Genomic DNA, 14625 nt, shown 5'->3' with positions numbered 1-14625 from the left:
TTCAGCGCACGATTTCGCCGATCGTCACTTCAATCACGCCCGCATCTTTCGTCGATACCCGTCCGCTCGATCCGCTCAGATCGCCGGGCGATGGCCGCGCTTTCCCGGACGCCGACACGCGCGCAGCGATGTCGATGCGCTCGAAATCCGAGAGGCGGCGGTTCGGCGTCATCGACATTGAATCGTTGAGATAAACCGTCGCAGGAAGCTGGTTCGCGCTCAGGCGCTGGACCGCGATCGGCATGCGTGAGCCATCATCGGCGAGCGCGTAGACGAAGACCGTATCCGTTGGACGGACGCGCGACGCGAACTCAGGGCTCAACTGCACGCGGACTTCGATCGACGCCGAACCGGTGCCGTCCGCGATCGCCCGCACTTCGTCGATATTCTTCTGCGCCTGCTGCGCGACCTGCGGCGCGAGATCCGGCACCTGCCTCAAACGCTCCCAGTATCCGATGGCTTGCGTGTATTCGCGCCGGTCGAATGCCGCCGATGCAGCCAGCGCCAGCGCTTTCGGCTGCGTCGCGTCGAGCGCGAGCGCCGAGTGGATGACCTTCAGCGCCGCGTCGTTGAGATCGCCGCCGGTCGCGCTCGCGATGGCATCGGCGTAATCGGCAAGCAATTCGGCATCGCGCGGATTCAGCGCAACCGCCCGCCGATACGCCTGCGCGGCATCGTCGGCGCGCGTCAGCACCATGTACGAACGCGCGAGCATCGTCCAGCCTTGGGCGTCGTCGGGATTGCGCCGCAACCGCGCGGCCAGAAGACTGACGGCCGCTTCCATCGACCGGGGCGTGTCCGCGTGTTCGCTCGCCGATGAACCCGCCGCCGCTTGAATCGCGAGCGCCGCCGGATCGCCGACACGCATGTAAAGCGTCAGCGCGGACGCCGGCACGAGCGCGATCAGCAAGCCGGCGAGCGCGGCGTGCGTCGTTCGCTGATTCGCGACGCGCGCGCGCAACAGCGGCGGCACGACGCATGCGAGCGCGGCGAAGAGCATCGCGGCAACGATCAGCCAGAACGGGATCATCGGCTCATGCTCCTTTTTCTTCGGGTCTGATGCGCGCGCCGGATATGCAGCGCCATCGCAACCGCGCCCGCCGCGAGCACGGCGAACGGCCCGAACCACAGCGCCCACGTGACGGGCTTCACGGGCGGCCGATACAGCACGAAGTCGCCGTATCGGCGCACCATGTACGCCTGAATCTGCTCGTCGCTCGCGCCTTGCCCGACTTGCTCGCGAATGCGCGCGCGCAGATCGGCGGCGAGATCGGCGGTCGAATCGGCGAGGCTCTGGTTCTGGCACACGACGCAGCGGAAATGCTCCGCGAGATGGCGCGCGCGTTCGTCATCGGGCGATTGCTGCGCCTGAGCGCACCCGATGCACGCAGCGACCATCCACGCGAGCCGCCTAATCACGCGCGTTCTCCTTTTGCAGCTTGCCGACGAGCGGACCAATCACGCCATCGATCGACGCGCGCGTGAGCGGACCCGCCTGCCGATAGCGCACGACGCCCGCGCGATCGATCACGAACGTCTCCGGCACGCCGTACACGCCATAGTCGATGCCGGTGCGCCCGTCGCGATCGACGAACGACGTCACGTACGGATTGCCCGCCGTCTCGAGCCATTGCAGCGCGGGCGCACGTTCGTCGCGGTAGTTCAGGCCGTACACCGGCGCCGCGCCGCTCGCCGCGAAATCCATCAGGACGGCATGCTCATCGCGGCACGCTTCGCACCACGACGCCCACACGTTCAGAATCCACACCTGTCCGCGCAGCGCGTGCGACGACATCGTCCGGTTCGCGGCATCGAGACGCGGCAGATCGAACTCCGGCGCGGGTTTGCCGATGAGCGCGGAAGGCAGGCGACGCGGATCGTGGCGCAAACCGGCCGCGAGCACCGCGACGAGCAGACCGAACACGGCGAGCGGAATCAGAAAGCGCTTCATCGTCCTGTCTCGCCGATGCTTCGCCGCGGTTCCACGGCAATCGCAACGGCGGCGGCCCGTTGCGGCGCGCGCAGCTTCGCGTAACGCCGATCCGCCGCCGCGAGCAGGCCGCCGAGCGCCATCAACACGCAGCCGCCCCAGATCCAGCGCACGAACGGCTTGATCTGGATACGCACGGTCCACGCGCCGCCGCCCGCCGGCTGATCGAGCGCGACGTACAGATCGCGCAGCACGCCGCGATCGATGGCGGCTTCGGTCGTCGGCGTGTTGGAGACGAGGAATTCGCGTTTCTCCGGATGCAGTGTCGCGATAGCTTTGCCGTCGCGCGTCACCGCGATCGTCGCACGCGTCGCGCGATAGTTCGGTCCGTCGATCGCGCGCACGTCGCCGAGCCGGAAGCGATATCCGCCCGCATCGACGCTCTCGCCGGGCGCGAGCCGCGCGTCGCGTTCGACGGGAAAGCCCTTCACCATCGTCACGCCGACGACGAACACGCCGACGCCCGCGTGTGCGAGCCACATGCCGACGGTCGCGAGCCGCACGCGCTGCCGTCCCTTGATGATGCGCTCGATCACGCTCGTCGCGATCGTCGCGAACGTCCACGCGGCGAGCAGCAAGCCGAGGCTCACGAACGGACGCGACACGCCGGGCACGAACGCGCTCGCCACGCTCACGAGCGCGGCCCAGCGCAGCCGCACGGCAAGCTGCGGCAGACGCGCGGCCTTCCAGCGCGCGAGCGGCCCGACGCCCATCAGAAAGATCGCGGGTGTCATCAGCGGGACGAACACGCTGTCGAAGTACGGCGCGCCGACGGAAATCTTGTCGAGATCGAGCGCGTCGAGGACCATCGGATAGAGCGTGCCGAGCATCACCGATGCAGCGGCGACGAGCATCAGCAGATTGTTCGACAGCAGCAACGCCTCGCGGGATACGGGCTCGAAACCGACCGCCGACACGGCTCGCGGCGCGCGCCACGCGAACAGCGCGAGACCGCCGCCCGAAAACAGCGCGAGCAGCGCGAGGATGAACACGCCGCGCGCCGGATCGGACGCGAAGCCGTGCACCGATGTCACGACGCCCGAGCGCACGAGAAACGTGCCGAGCAACGAGAGCGAGAACGCGCAGATCGCGAGCAGCGCGCTCCACGCGCGGAACGCGCCGCGCTTGGCGGTCGCGGCGAGCGAATGAATCAGCGCGGTGCCGACGAGCCACGGCATGAACGACGCGTTTTCGACCGGATCCCAGAACCACCATCCGCCCCAGCCGAGTTCGTAGTACGCCCACGCGCTGCCGAGCATGATGCCGAGCGTCAGGAACGTCCACGCGGCGAGCGTCCACGCGCGCGAGGCGCGCGCCCAGGCGGCGTCGAGCTTGCCATCGAGCAGCGCGGCGATGGCGAACGCGAACGCCACCGAAAAGCCGACGTAGCCCATGTACAGCAGCGGCGGATGAATCACCATGCCGGGATCCTGCAACAGCGGATTGAGATCGCGGCCGTTCATCGCGGGCGGCATGATGCGCGTGAACGGATTCGACGTCAGCAGCATGAAAAGCAGAAAGCCCGCGTCGATCCCGCTCATCACGCCGAGCACGCGCGCCGCGAACGGCAACGGCAGGCGCTTGCCGAAGCACACGACCGCGCTCATCCAGAGCGTGAGCAGCAGCGCCCACAGCAGCAGCGAGCCTTCGTGACCGCCCCAGACCGCGGTGAACCGATAAATGGCCGGCAGCGCCGAGTTCGAATTGCCGACGACGTAGATCACGGAAAAATCGTCGTCGAGAAACGACGCCGCGAGACAGCCGGACGCGATCGCGACGAAGCCGAATTGCCCGCACGCGGCGGGCGCGGCGACGCGCATCCATCCTTCGATGGCAAGTCGCGCGCCGAGCATCGGCACGATGCCCGCGACGAGCGCGAGCAGCATCGCGAGGATGAGCGCGAAATGGCCGATCTCGGGGATCATCGGCGCGCTCCCGCGTTCCCGTCCGCCGATGCGCGCGCTTCACGCAGCGCGCGTTCGAGTGGCGGCGGCGTGTACTTTTCGTCGTGCTTGGCCAGGACTTCGTCGGCGTGAAAACGTCCGTCGGCGCCGAGCGTGCCTTGCGCGACGACGCCGCTGCCTTCGCGAAAGAGATCGGGCAGCGCGCCCGTGTAGACGACAGGAATCGACGCGCGCCCGTCCGTGACGACGAAGCTCACCGTGCGGCTGTCGGCGTGCTTCAAGAGCGAGCCGCGTTCGACGAGTCCGCCGAGCCGGAAGCGCTGCGTGCGCGTTTCCTCGTGCGACGCGATCTCGCTCGGGCTGACGAAGAACATCACGTTGGCGCGGAACGCGTTGAGCACGAACGCGCACGCGAGCGCGGCGCTCGCGAGGCCGAGCGCGATGAACGCGAAGCGGCGATGGCGCGCTTTCATCGGCGCAGCGCGCGGTGGACCAGCCACGCTTCCGCGCCCATCAGCAGAAAAGTGATCGCGAACGCGGCGCAAAGCAGCGGATTTGCGGCGAGCATCGTCGGGACGGATGCGAGCGTGTTCATGCGGCACGCTCCTCGATTCGCGACGGACGCTCGTCGCTCGCGCGCACGCGTTCGGCCGCGCGCAGGATGACGCGCGCGCGCGCCAACGCCACGGCGATCGCATACGACCAGAATCCCGCCGTCATCACGGCGATGCCCCAAGCCATCGACGTTTCCATCGCGACGCCGCTGCCGAATCCGAGCGACGGTCCTTGATGCAGCGTGTACCACCATTGCACGGAAAAATAGATGATCGGGACATTCACGACGCCGATCAGCGCGAGCACCGAGCACGCGCGATCGGCGCGGCGGGTGCCGTCGATGGCCGCGTGCAGCGCGAGATAGCCGACGTACAGGAAGAACAGGATCAGCTCCGACGTGAGCCGCGCGTCCCAGACCCACCATGTGCCCCACGTCGGCTTGCCCCACAACGCGCCCGAAATCAGCGCGATCGCCGTGAACGACGCGCCGGTCGGGGCGAGCGCGCGGGCCATCATCGCGGAAAGGCGCGCGTTCATCGCGAGATGCAGCGCGCTGTACGCGGCCATCACGAGGTAGATGAGCATCGACATCCACGCGGCGGGCACATGCACGAACATGATGCGGTAGATGTCGCGTTGCAGCGCATCGGCGGGCGCGACGCCGAGGCCGATCACGAGTCCCATCGCGATGAACACGACCGACGCGAACGCGAACCACGGCGTCGCGCGCGCGGCGAAGCGTTCGAAGTTGCGGGCGGACGCGTAGCGGAACCAGTTCATAGGCGCTATTCCATCGATATGCGCAGGGCCGCCGCGCTCGCGAACGGACACAGCCATAGCGCGATGCACAACGCCGCCGCGAGCAGCGAGAAATTCGCGTTCGCCCATGCGGCGCTCGCGGCGGGATCGGCCGCGCCGACGCCGAATACGAGCACCGGCACGTAGAGCGGCAGAATCAGCAATGCGAGCACGACGCTGCCGCCGCGCACGCCGAGCGTGAGCGCCGCGCCCATCGAACCGATCAGCGAAAGCAGCGGCGTGCCGATCAGGAGCGACGCCATCAGCATGAGGATCGTGCGCGCATCGAGCCCGTATTCGAGCGCGACGACGGGCGCGAGCACGACGAGCGCGAGACCGGTCGTGATCCAGTGCGCGGCGATCTTGCCGAGCACGATGCCCGCGAGCGGCTGCGGCGAAAGCAGCATCTGTTCGAGCGCGCCACTCGCGAAATCGTTGCTGAAGAGCTGGCCAGCCGAAAGCAGCGCCGCGAACAGCGCCGTGACCCACAGCACGCCCGGCGCGATTGCGTGCAGCAGCTTCGGATCGGGACCGACGCCGAGCGGAAACAGACTCGACGCCAGCACGAAGAAAAGCAGCACGGAAAGCGTCACGGTGCGCGAGCGCCAGTTCAAGAGCAGCTCGCGCCGGATCACCCGAAGCGTCAGCGCGATCATGCCGCGCTCCGTTCGAGATGCAGATGACGTGCGCGCGCGGCATCGACGGCAAGCGGGCGATGCGTCGTCGCGACGAGCGCGCCGCCTTCGCGCAGATGATCGTCGATGCATGCGGCGAACCAGAGCGCGCCCGCGTCATCGACGGCTTCGGTGGGTTCGTCGAGCAGCCACAGCGGCTTGGCCGCGAGCACGAGCCGTGCGAGCGCCACGCGCCGCCGCTGACCTTCCGACAGCCGGTTCAGGCGCGCGTGCATCAGCGGCTGCAAACCGGCGCGCTCGAGCACGTCGCGCTCGTTCGCGTGCAAGGCGTTCGCGCCGAGCAACGCCGCGAAGCGCAGGTTTTCCGCGACCGTCAGTTCGCCGTTGAAGCCGTCGGCATGGCCGAGATACGCGAGGTCGCGTCTGAAGCGCGCCGGATCGTCGCGCACGTTCACGCCGCGCCACGACACCTTCCCCGCGGCGGGCGGCAACAGACCCGCGAGCGCGGCGATCAACGAGCTCTTGCCGCTGCCGTTCGCGCCGTGGATGAGCAACGCCGCGCCGCCATCGACGCACAGATTCACGCCGGCGACGATCGTGCGGCTGCCGCGCATCACGTCGAGTTGCCGGGCGCTGAGCATGAATGTTTCCTCTCTTGGCGTTGTTTACTGCTTCTTTCTGTCGTCGATTTCCTGCGCCTTCGCCATGTTCGGCAGTTCATGCGCGATGCCCTTGTGGCAATCGATGCACGTCTTCTCGCCAGTCTCCAGAAAGCGCTGATGCGCCTGCTGCGCGCGCGGGCTTTGCCGCGTGAAGTCCATGTACTGGAACGAGTGGCAATTGCGGCATTCGAGCGAGTCGTTCGCCTTGAAGCGCGCCCATTCGTGCTCGGCCAGTTCGAGCCGCTTGTCGAGGAACTTTTCGCGCGTGTTCACCGCGCCGAAAATCTTCGCCCACACTTCCTTCGACGCCTGCATCTTTCGGGCGATCTTGTCGGTCCAGTTGTGGGGAACATGGCAGTCCGAGCACTTCGCGTGCACGCCCGTGCGGTTGCTGAAGTGGATCGTGTTCTTCAGTTCGGCGTAGGTGTTGTCGCGCATCTCGTGACAGCCGGTGCAGAAGACTTCGGTGTTGGTCAGCTCCATCGCCGTGTTGAAGGCGCCCCAGAACACCACGCCGGCGACGAAGCCGCCCAGCGTCAGAAAGCCGAGGCTGTAATAGAGGCTCGGCCGGCGAATGGTGATCCAGTAGCGCTTGATCAGTGCCCACATGATGGTCGCTTGTTTATCGTCTATCGCTTCTTGGTTTTGTCCGGCTGCTGCCTGACGTCTTCGACGGCGACGAACGTATTGCCGACGAGCGGTTTCGTATCGGCCTGCGGGACGTGGCATTGCGTGCAGAAGTAGCGTCGCGGCGACAAATGCCCGGACACGCCGCCCTCGCGATCCATGTAATGCGACACCGCCACCGGCACCGCGCCGCTTTCCTCGGCGCGGCTGCGCGCGTGACACCCGAGACAGCGGTTGGCGTTCTTGTCGAGCTGATAGTTGTCGATCTTGTGCGGGATCGTCGGCGGCTGCTGTGCGTAGTTGAGTCCGCGTATCACGTCCTTGTTTTCGGTCGGCGCGATGAGCGGGGCTTTCGGTTCCTCATCGAGCGGTGCCGTGCCGCGCAGCGAATCGTGGAACGGCAGACTGGGCACCGTGGGCTGCGCGATCGCGAGCACGGCCAGCGCAAGAAGCGATGCAATGACGATGGCTGTCAACGTACGCATGGCGTCGGCTCCCGGACCCTAGACCCGCACGATCTTGACCGCGCACTTCTTGTAGTCGGTCTGAAACGAGATCGGATCGGTGGCGTCGAGCGTCACCTTGTTGATGAGCTGGCTCGAATCGAACCACGGCACGAAGACGAGCCCGCGCGGCGGCTTGTCGCGGCCGCGCGTCTCGACGCGCGTACGCATCTCGCCGCGCCGCGATATCACGCGCACCTCGACGCCGCGTCGCAGGCCAAGCGCTTTCGCGTCGTCGGGATGCATGAAGCACACCGCGTTCGGAAACGCGCGATACAGCTCGGGCACGCGGCGCGTCATCGATCCCGAATGCCAGTGCTCCAGCACGCGGCCCGTCGCGAGCCAGAACGGATAGTCCTTGTCCGGCGATTCGGCGGGCGGCTCGTAAGGCAGCGCGTAGATCACCGCGCGGCCGTCCGGATTGCCGTAGAACTGCCAGTCGGCGCCGGCCTTCACATACGGATCGGAGCCTTCCTTGTAACGCCAGCGTGTTTCCTTGCCATCGACGACCGGCCAGCGGATGCCGCGCGCCTGGTGATACATGTCGAACGGCGCGAGATCGTGGCCGTGGCCGCGTCCGAAGCTCGCGTATTCCTCGAACAAACCTTTCTGGATATAGAAGCCGAACGCCGCAGCCTCGTTGTTGCGATATTTCGGATCGACTTGCGAAGCGGGAAACTTGTCGACCTGGCCGTTGCGATACAGGATGTCGTAGAGCGTCTTGCCCTTGTATTCGGGCTTTTTCGCGAGCAGTTCGGCGGGCCAGACTTCCTCGACCTTGAAGCGCTTGGAGAATTCCACGATCTGCCAGAGATCCGAATGCGCGCCGCCTGGCGCCTGTACGAGCTGATGCCAGAACTGCGTGCGCCGTTCCGCGTTGCCGTAGGCGCCTTCCTTCTCGACCCACATCGCGGATGGCAGGATCAGATCGGCGGCGACGGCCGTGACCGTCGGATACACATCCGACACGACGACGAAATTCGAATCCTTGCGATACCCCGGCAGCGCTTCGTTGTTGATATTCGCGGCAGCCTGCATGTTGTTGTTGACCATCACCCAATAAGCGTTGATCTTGCCGTCCTTGAGCATGCGGTTTTGCAGCACGGCATGAAAGCCCGGCTTGTCGGGGATGGTGCCCGCGGGCAGCTTCCAGATATGCTCCGCTTCCTCGCGATGCTTCGGGTTGGTCACGACCATATCGGCGGGCAGCCGATGCGAGAACGTGCCGACTTCGCGCGCCGTGCCGCACGCGGACGGCTGGCCCGTCAGCGAGAACGGGCTGTTGCCCGGCGTCGATATCTTTCCCGTCAGCAGATGCAGGTTGTAGACCATGTTGTTGGCCCAGGTTCCGCGCGTGTGCTGATTGAAGCCCATCGTCCAGAAGGACACGACTTTCGTCTTCGGGTCCGCGTACAACTGCGCGAGCTGGTCGAGCTTGTTCTTCGGCACGCCGGAAATTTGCGTCACGTAGGCAGCGTCGTAGCGCGAGACGAACTGCGCGAATTCGTCGAAGGTGATCGGCTGCGAGCCGTTCGGATCGCCCGCGTTCTTCGCCGCCTTTTGCAGCGGATGGTCGGGCCGCAGCCCGTAACCGATGTCCGCGTTGCCCTTCTTGAAGTTCGTGTGCTTGTCGACGAAATCGCGGTTCACCTTGCCGTTCTTGATGATGTAGTTCGCGATGTAATTCATGATCGCGAGATCGGATTGCGGCGTGAAGACGATGGTTTGATCGGCGAGATCGAACGAACGATGCTCGAACGTCGACAGCGTGACGACGCGCACGTCCTGATTCGAAAGCCGCCGCGCCGTCACGCGCGACCACAGCACCGGATGCATCTCGGCCATATTGGAGCCCCACAGAACGAAGGCGTCGGTGGCTTCGATGTCGTCGTAGCAGCCCATCGGCTCGTCCATGCCGAAGGTCCGCATGAAGCCCGTCACGGCCGATGCCATGCAATGCCGCGCGTTCGGATCGATATTGTTGCTGCGAAATCCCGCCTTCATCAGCTTGACGCCTGCGTAGCCTTCCCAGACGGTCCATTGCCCCGAACCGAACATGCCGACGGCCGTCGGCCCTTTCTCCTTCAGCACGCGCTTGAACTGCTCGGCCATCACGTTGAACGCGACATCCCACGACACGGGCAGGAATTCGCCGTTCTTGTCGTATTTGCCGTCTTTCATCCGCATGAGCGGCGTCGTCAGACGGTCCTGGCCGTACATGATCTTCGAGAGGAAGTAGCCCTTCACGCAGTTGAGTCCGCGGTTGACTTCCGCCTGCGGGTCGGCCTGTGTCGCGACGACCTGATTGCCCTTCACGCCGACGAGCACGCCGCATCCCGTTCCGCAGAAGCGGCAGGGCGCTTTCGACCAGGCGATGTCGTCGCTCTGCGCGACGGCGTGCATGTCGGGCAGCGTGATGCCCGCGGATGCGGCCGCCGTGGTGGCGGCCGTCTGCTTAATGAACGCGCGACGAGTCAGTTTCATCGTCGATGTCCTCGGTGAGCGGATCGGCGGCTTCGTGATGCTGATAGACGAGCGCGGTGCTGATGACATCGGGAATGGATTGCACCGCCTGCAATTGTTCGGCGACGCAAGCGGAGCGATCGCTTTCGAGCGTGAGAACGATCTTGCCGTCGGCGCTCGATCCGTGAACTTGCGCGCCAGGCAAAGCCGCGAGCGCGCGCGTAATTCGTTGCAGCGCTTCTATACGGCCGAATACAACGACGCCGGCTATGTGAAACTCGCAAGACTCGTCGGTCTTGTCGGCGTAACGATCGTTGATATCGACGGGTTTGAGCTCCATTTAATTCAAATAGTCGCGACGCTCGTTAATGATGTGGCGGTCCGCCGATCAGCATCTGATAGAACCAGACCGCGAATCCGTAAGTGGCGATGATCATGACCGTGAGCACGGGAACCATGACGACGGTCAGAAACAGAAAGCTGCGCAACTCTTCGGATTTGCGTATTTCGTCTTTCTCATCCATGGGGCGCGTCAGATCTCGGTTGGCGAAGTGGGGTGGCCAGCGCGAAAAATGGATCCATTGTTGGTTTAAGAAATGCATCTTTTCAAGTTGAAAATCGCACGGCGTCGAGGGCGGGTTTTGCAACTGTCGATAAATTTCCATCGCGCCAAATGTGGCGCAATTCGAATTAATCGCCGTGCATCGTTTCACGCGCTCGAACGAATCGCAATGACGTTAATGCTCCTTTTCACGCGCGCGATATGGCTTTCATCTTGTTCTGAATGTCGCTTCATGCGCGGCTTTCTAGAATCCGGTCACTTCTTCGATTACGGACATCCACGCATCATGCCGATCAAGCTGATGATGCGCAAAAGAGGTCGTACCAAATCATCGTCCAAGTCCTTGTTTTTTGGACCGTGGACGGCTCCCCAGCGAGCGAAAAGTCTGTACCGGGCTCAAAGCGACGAAGCTGGCGACGCACAAAAAGCCTGGCCGGCCTTGCTACGTCTGCCTTTGCGCCTCGTTGAGGAAAGCAAGCATGCTCTTGGCTCCTGGCGACGGAGCGGGCAGCAACTGCGAAGAATCTACGCTATACGGAACGCACAAGTTAACGCGCTCGGTGGGGAACGCTATTCGTCGATTGACTCGTTGCCTGCGATGCGCGTCCCACGACGTGCAAGCTTTGGACGTCGTGAACGATCCGCCATGCTTAACTTCATCGTCGACCAACTTGACTGATCCTTCCAGCCAAAAGTGTTAGTTGACATGCCGCTGTTGGATAGCGACCAGAACAGGAAACAACGGCCTTGGAATTTGTTAGGATCTCGGCCGCAGAGTTAACTTGCCCGGTCGGTTCGTTAACTACCGTAACCTTCGGCTGACCTTCGATGGACTACAACAAGCTTGTAACGACACTTGCGCAAGAGTGTGTTAAAGAACTGCCGCTCATCGTCCTCGGGAGCGGGGCGTCCGCAGCCCATAAGATTCCGGGAATGGGGCGCTTGGGCGACCATCTGGTCGCTTCGTCGCCACCTGAAAATGCCGGAGCTCAAGACCTCGATGGCTGGAAGTCATTCTGCGAAAAGGTTAAGGTGACTGACCTCGAGTCGGCCCTTACCGAAGTCCAACTTTCCAGCGCAATGACGAATCATGTCGTCACAACGACATGGAACTACCTCAATCCATTCGATCTGGAGATCTTCGATCAAGTAGTCGCGAATCGACAACTATTACCGCTGTCTCGACTTTTCCGCCACTTGCTTGACAGTACCGTGTCGACAATCCATGTCGTCACCCCAAACTACGATAGGCTCGGAGAATATGCAGCCGAGGCCGCGGGGTTTGCGGCATACACTGGTTTCAGCTATGGCTTCATCGGAAGACGAACAGAGAGAGCGCCCAGTATAAAGCATGGAAAAGTCGAGGGACGCACGGTTTCGATTTGGAAGGTGCATGGTTCCTTCGGCTGGTTTGTCGACGAGGATGGCGTGGTTACTGGCCTGCCGCCGCGTCGAAGCTGCCCGGCAAAACTGCGACCCGTGATCATCACCCCAGGAATTGAGAAGTACCGGCTCACCCATGAAGAACCGTTCCTCTCGATCAAAGCTAATGCGGACAAGGCCATCAGATCCGCTAACGCCTTCCTTTGCGTTGGCTTCGGTTTCAATGACTCGCACCTCCAACCGCTGCTCGTTGAGCGGTGCCAGACGAAAGGCGTACCACTCGTTCTCTTGACGCAGACGATCACGGAGAAGGCAAGGGATCTCTTCAAGCGGGGAAGATTCGCCAGATACATGGCGCTGGAACAGTGTTCCGAAGGCACGCGCATGTATTGCAACGACACGCCTGATGGAGTGGTTTTGGAAGGCGTCGAGTACTGGCAACTGGACAATTTTTTGAACCTAGTTATGTGAGGGCCGAATGGCTATCTTGAGATACAACGATAACGAAGCCTTTGGGCGTGTTCGCTCCGTCGATACCGCGACAGTAGTGGTCGCGGTGGAGGACGTGGAGCGGTTGCGTAAGCTGCAGGTCAATCGTCTTGCCGTGCTGCAGAGCAGCCGGCCGGGACAACATCTAATCGGCATCATCCAGAAGATCACTCGCACGGCGATCGATGGCGGCAGTGCGGGGCAAGGAGACGACGATGAGGAAGACGAGATCACGGAAGTCAACGTGGTCCGCATAGCTCTCATCGGTACCCTCGCGGACATGATCGGCGCGAAGCAGAATGTCTTTCTCCGAACGCTCGAAACGGTTCCGGAGATCGACGCAAACTGTTTCGCATTGGAAGGGGCGCAACTGACCGACTTCATGCGCGTTGTCGCGAACATCGGTTCGGACTCCCAGAAGTTGTCTCTTGGCCACTACACGTTGGACGAAAAGGCAGAAGCCTTTTTGAACGGCAACAAGTTCTTCCAACGTCACGCTGTCATCGTCGGAAGCACCGGTTCAGGGAAATCGTGGACAACCGCGCGCGTTCTTGAACAACTGGCTATGCTCAAGAACGCGAACGCTATCGTCTTCGACATCCACGGAGAATACTCGCCACTCCAAGGCGACGGTATCAGGCACTTCAAGATTGCTGGCCCGGTTGATCTGGACGCAGGCTCTACGTTGAAGGACGGCGTGATTTTCCTTCCCTACTGGTTGCTCGGGTACGAAGCCATGACGTCGATGTTCGTAGATCGTTCCGACAACAACGCGCCGAACCAGACCATGGTGATGTCGCGCGCAGTGGTCGACGCAAAACGCAGTTACCTGACGGCAGGCGACCATGGGGAAGTCCTCGCCAACTTCACCATCGACAGTCCGATACCGTTCAGCCTACAGTCGGTAGTAGACGAGTTGAACGCCCTCAACACCGAAATGGTCCCCGGGGCCCGGACCGAAAAGGCCGGCGACTTCAACGGAAAACTAAGCAGGTTGATTCAGCGTCTGGAGAACAAGCGGACTGATCGACGGCTTGGGTTCTTATTTCAGGGCGCAGCGGAAACGATGGAGTTCGGCTGGCTGGAGAGGCTCGTCGTTGCGCTGCTTGCTGGCAGTAAGGACCAGGCGGACAAAAAGGGTGGCGTCAAGATCATAGACTTCTCAGAGGTACCGTCGGACATCTTGCCCCTCATCGTGAGTCTCGTGGCGAAACTGGCCTTTTCTGTGCAGCAGTGGACACTGCCAGACAACCGGCATCCCGTTGCGATCTTCTGCGATGAGGCGCATCTATACATTCCCGAGCGGCACCAAGCGGGCGGCGCGGCTGATATCTCCGTCGAGATTTTTGAGCGAATCGCGAAAGAGGGGAGAAAGTACGGTGTAGGTCTGGTAGTGATCAGCCAGCGACCCTCCGAAGTCAACCGGACAGTGCTCAGTCAATGCAATAACCTGGTCGCGATGCGGCTGACCAATGGCGACGACCAGGCCGTGGTACGCCGCCTGTTGCCGGATTCTCTTGGAGGGTTTGGTGACCTGCTGCCTGTTTTGGACACGGGCGAAGCACTTGTAGTCGGGGACGCAAGCCTTCTGCCGACTCGGATTAGAATCACCGAGCCGCAGCAACGCCCAAACAGCGGGACAGTTGAGTTCTGGGAATGCTGGGCCAAAGATGCGCAAGTCGGCGGGCTAGCCAGCGCGGTGGACGGTTGGCGGAAGCAGAGCCTTCAAAAATCTTAAACGCGCCGCTCCCAAGCCGCAAGGGCCATTGACTCGCACGCTGAACAAGCATCGCTTGCGGCAGTCCCGGAGTGCGCGGAGCGCAATGAAGAAAGCCCGTGAAAGGCGCTTTCTTCGACTAGAAAGTCGGCCCAGACTACAGCGTCCCTCGGTTTTTCCAGGCGATCCTCGAACCGCGCTGTCGCTGGCTTGGCGCCGAATCACTGCTCCTCGCCCGTTTGCTGATCCATGCTGCCCGCCAAGCATGTGATTCGCGCACAGAGAGCGTTGTGCTTCTGTCTCCCGAAGCTAACGATCGGCGAAAGCACCGGTACTG

At 62.9% G+C, this 14625-nt stretch carries 17 protein-coding genes; 3 read left to right on the top strand and 14 right to left on the bottom strand.

Translation table 11 applies throughout. The features are described 5' to 3' along the window. Position 1: 1 nt before the first annotated feature. The 14 genes from QCE49_RS24355 to napE are packed head-to-tail and all read right to left on the bottom strand — an operon-like array spanning position 2 to position 10661. The gene (locus tag QCE49_RS24355; protein WP_250458173.1) at positions 2 to 1030 is read right to left on the bottom strand and encodes a hypothetical protein; all 1029 of its coding nucleotides are present in this window, start codon (positions 1028 to 1030) and stop codon (positions 2 to 4) included. After that, on the bottom strand, positions 1027 to 1419 hold the full coding sequence (locus QCE49_RS24350; protein ID WP_250458172.1) for a cytochrome c-type biogenesis protein: 393 nt from the start codon (positions 1417 to 1419) through the stop codon (positions 1027 to 1029). Before QCE49_RS24350 ends, QCE49_RS24355 begins: the two co-directional genes overlap by 4 nt. Further along, complete coding sequence (locus QCE49_RS24345; protein ID WP_250458171.1) at positions 1412 to 1951, bottom strand: DsbE family thiol:disulfide interchange protein; 540 nt, start codon at positions 1949 to 1951, stop codon at positions 1412 to 1414. The genes QCE49_RS24350 and QCE49_RS24345 overlap by 8 nt, the downstream gene beginning before the upstream one ends. Further along, positions 1948 to 3915, bottom strand: a complete 1968-nt coding sequence (locus tag QCE49_RS24340) for a heme lyase CcmF/NrfE family subunit (RefSeq protein ID WP_250458170.1) — start codon at positions 3913 to 3915, stop codon at positions 1948 to 1950. Before QCE49_RS24340 ends, QCE49_RS24345 begins: the two co-directional genes overlap by 4 nt. Beyond that, a complete protein-coding gene (gene ccmE / locus QCE49_RS24335) occupies positions 3912 to 4367 on the bottom strand; it encodes a cytochrome c maturation protein CcmE (RefSeq protein WP_175982644.1) in 456 nt (151 codons plus the stop codon). The genes QCE49_RS24340 and ccmE overlap by 4 nt, the downstream gene beginning before the upstream one ends. Continuing rightward, the gene (locus tag QCE49_RS24330; RefSeq protein WP_268811663.1) at positions 4364 to 4489 is read right to left on the bottom strand and encodes a hypothetical protein; all 126 of its coding nucleotides are present in this window, start codon (positions 4487 to 4489) and stop codon (positions 4364 to 4366) included. Before QCE49_RS24330 ends, ccmE begins: the two co-directional genes overlap by 4 nt. Continuing rightward, entirely contained in the window at positions 4486 to 5229 is a 744-nt protein-coding gene (ccmC, locus tag QCE49_RS24325) for a heme ABC transporter permease CcmC (protein ID WP_250458169.1), read from the bottom strand. Before ccmC ends, QCE49_RS24330 begins: the two co-directional genes overlap by 4 nt. A 5-nt stretch (positions 5230 to 5234) precedes the next feature. After that, positions 5235 to 5903, bottom strand: coding sequence for a heme exporter protein CcmB (ccmB, locus tag QCE49_RS24320; RefSeq protein ID WP_008349060.1), 669 nt, complete (start codon positions 5901 to 5903; stop codon positions 5235 to 5237). Next, entirely contained in the window at positions 5900 to 6523 is a 624-nt protein-coding gene (gene ccmA / locus QCE49_RS24315; protein WP_008349058.1) for a cytochrome c biogenesis heme-transporting ATPase CcmA, read from the bottom strand. The genes ccmB and ccmA overlap by 4 nt, the downstream gene beginning before the upstream one ends. A gap of 24 nt (positions 6524 to 6547) precedes the next feature. After that, the gene (locus QCE49_RS24310) at positions 6548 to 7153 is read right to left on the bottom strand and encodes a NapC/NirT family cytochrome c (protein ID WP_008349056.1); all 606 of its coding nucleotides are present in this window, start codon (positions 7151 to 7153) and stop codon (positions 6548 to 6550) included. A gap of 20 nt (positions 7154 to 7173) precedes the next feature. Further along, on the bottom strand, positions 7174 to 7656 hold the full coding sequence (locus QCE49_RS24305) for a nitrate reductase cytochrome c-type subunit (protein WP_008349053.1): 483 nt from the start codon (positions 7654 to 7656) through the stop codon (positions 7174 to 7176). An 18-nt stretch (positions 7657 to 7674) separates the two neighbouring features. Continuing rightward, positions 7675 to 10158, bottom strand: coding sequence for a periplasmic nitrate reductase subunit alpha (gene napA, locus QCE49_RS24300; RefSeq protein ID WP_250458168.1), 2484 nt, complete (start codon positions 10156 to 10158; stop codon positions 7675 to 7677). Then, positions 10130 to 10477 carry a chaperone NapD gene (locus tag QCE49_RS24295; RefSeq protein ID WP_008349049.1) on the bottom strand — a complete coding sequence of 116 codons (348 nt, stop codon included), beginning with the start codon at positions 10475 to 10477 and terminating at the stop codon, positions 10130 to 10132. Before QCE49_RS24295 ends, napA begins: the two co-directional genes overlap by 29 nt. Before the next feature lie 25 nt (positions 10478 to 10502). Then, a complete protein-coding gene (gene napE / locus QCE49_RS24290) occupies positions 10503 to 10661 on the bottom strand; it encodes a periplasmic nitrate reductase, NapE protein (RefSeq protein WP_008349047.1) in 159 nt (52 codons plus the stop codon). Between the two features lie 72 nt (positions 10662 to 10733). On the opposite strand from napE, the gene QCE49_RS24285 reads away from it, so the two are divergent. The 3 genes from QCE49_RS24285 (at position 10734) to QCE49_RS24275 (ending at position 14309) form a co-directional block, all read left to right on the top strand. Further along, complete coding sequence (locus QCE49_RS24285; RefSeq protein ID WP_250458167.1) at positions 10734 to 11378, top strand: hypothetical protein; 645 nt, start codon at positions 10734 to 10736, stop codon at positions 11376 to 11378. 149 nt (positions 11379 to 11527) lie between these two features. Beyond that, a complete protein-coding gene (locus QCE49_RS24280) occupies positions 11528 to 12553 on the top strand; it encodes an SIR2 family protein (protein ID WP_250458166.1) in 1026 nt (341 codons plus the stop codon). A gap of 7 nt (positions 12554 to 12560) precedes the next feature. Further along, the gene (locus tag QCE49_RS24275; protein ID WP_250458165.1) at positions 12561 to 14309 is read left to right on the top strand and encodes an ATP-binding protein; all 1749 of its coding nucleotides are present in this window, start codon (positions 12561 to 12563) and stop codon (positions 14307 to 14309) included. Positions 14310 to 14625 lie beyond the last annotated feature (316 nt).

Source organism: Caballeronia sp. LZ008 (genome assembly GCF_031451435.1).
GTDB classification, from domain to species: Bacteria; Pseudomonadota; Gammaproteobacteria; order Burkholderiales; family Burkholderiaceae; genus Caballeronia; species Caballeronia zhejiangensis.
Note: the sequence above shows the minus strand (reverse complement) of the source record. Positions and strands in the feature narration are given on the sequence as shown.

Coding starts and splice junctions, on each gene's coding strand:
- QCE49_RS24355 (WP_250458173.1), bottom strand. CDS start 1,030: ATGATCCCGTTCTGGCTGATCGTTGCCGCGATGCTCTTCGCCGCGCTC.
- QCE49_RS24345 (WP_250458171.1), bottom strand. CDS start 1,951: ATGAAGCGCTTTCTGATTCCGCTCGCCGTGTTCGGTCTGCTCGTCGCG.
- QCE49_RS24340 (WP_250458170.1), bottom strand. CDS start 3,915: ATGATCCCCGAGATCGGCCATTTCGCGCTCATCCTCGCGATGCTGCTC.
- ccmE (WP_175982644.1), bottom strand. CDS start 4,367: ATGAAAGCGCGCCATCGCCGCTTCGCGTTCATCGCGCTCGGCCTCGCG.
- QCE49_RS24330 (WP_268811663.1), bottom strand. CDS start 4,489: ATGAACACGCTCGCATCCGTCCCGACGATGCTCGCCGCAAATCCGCTG.
- ccmC (WP_250458169.1), bottom strand. CDS start 5,229: ATGAACTGGTTCCGCTACGCGTCCGCCCGCAACTTCGAACGCTTCGCC.
- ccmB (WP_008349060.1), bottom strand. CDS start 5,903: ATGATCGCGCTGACGCTTCGGGTGATCCGGCGCGAGCTGCTCTTGAAC.
- ccmA (WP_008349058.1), bottom strand. CDS start 6,523: ATGCTCAGCGCCCGGCAACTCGACGTGATGCGCGGCAGCCGCACGATC.
- QCE49_RS24310 (WP_008349056.1), bottom strand. CDS start 7,153: ATGTGGGCACTGATCAAGCGCTACTGGATCACCATTCGCCGGCCGAGC.
- QCE49_RS24305 (WP_008349053.1), bottom strand. CDS start 7,656: ATGCGTACGTTGACAGCCATCGTCATTGCATCGCTTCTTGCGCTGGCC.
- napA (WP_250458168.1), bottom strand. CDS start 10,158: ATGAAACTGACTCGTCGCGCGTTCATTAAGCAGACGGCCGCCACCACG.
- QCE49_RS24295 (WP_008349049.1), bottom strand. CDS start 10,477: ATGGAGCTCAAACCCGTCGATATCAACGATCGTTACGCCGACAAGACC.
- napE (WP_008349047.1), bottom strand. CDS start 10,661: ATGGATGAGAAAGACGAAATACGCAAATCCGAAGAGTTGCGCAGCTTT.
- QCE49_RS24285 (WP_250458167.1), top strand. CDS start 10,734: ATGCATCTTTTCAAGTTGAAAATCGCACGGCGTCGAGGGCGGGTTTTG.
- QCE49_RS24280 (WP_250458166.1), top strand. CDS start 11,528: ATGGACTACAACAAGCTTGTAACGACACTTGCGCAAGAGTGTGTTAAA.
- QCE49_RS24275 (WP_250458165.1), top strand. CDS start 12,561: ATGGCTATCTTGAGATACAACGATAACGAAGCCTTTGGGCGTGTTCGC.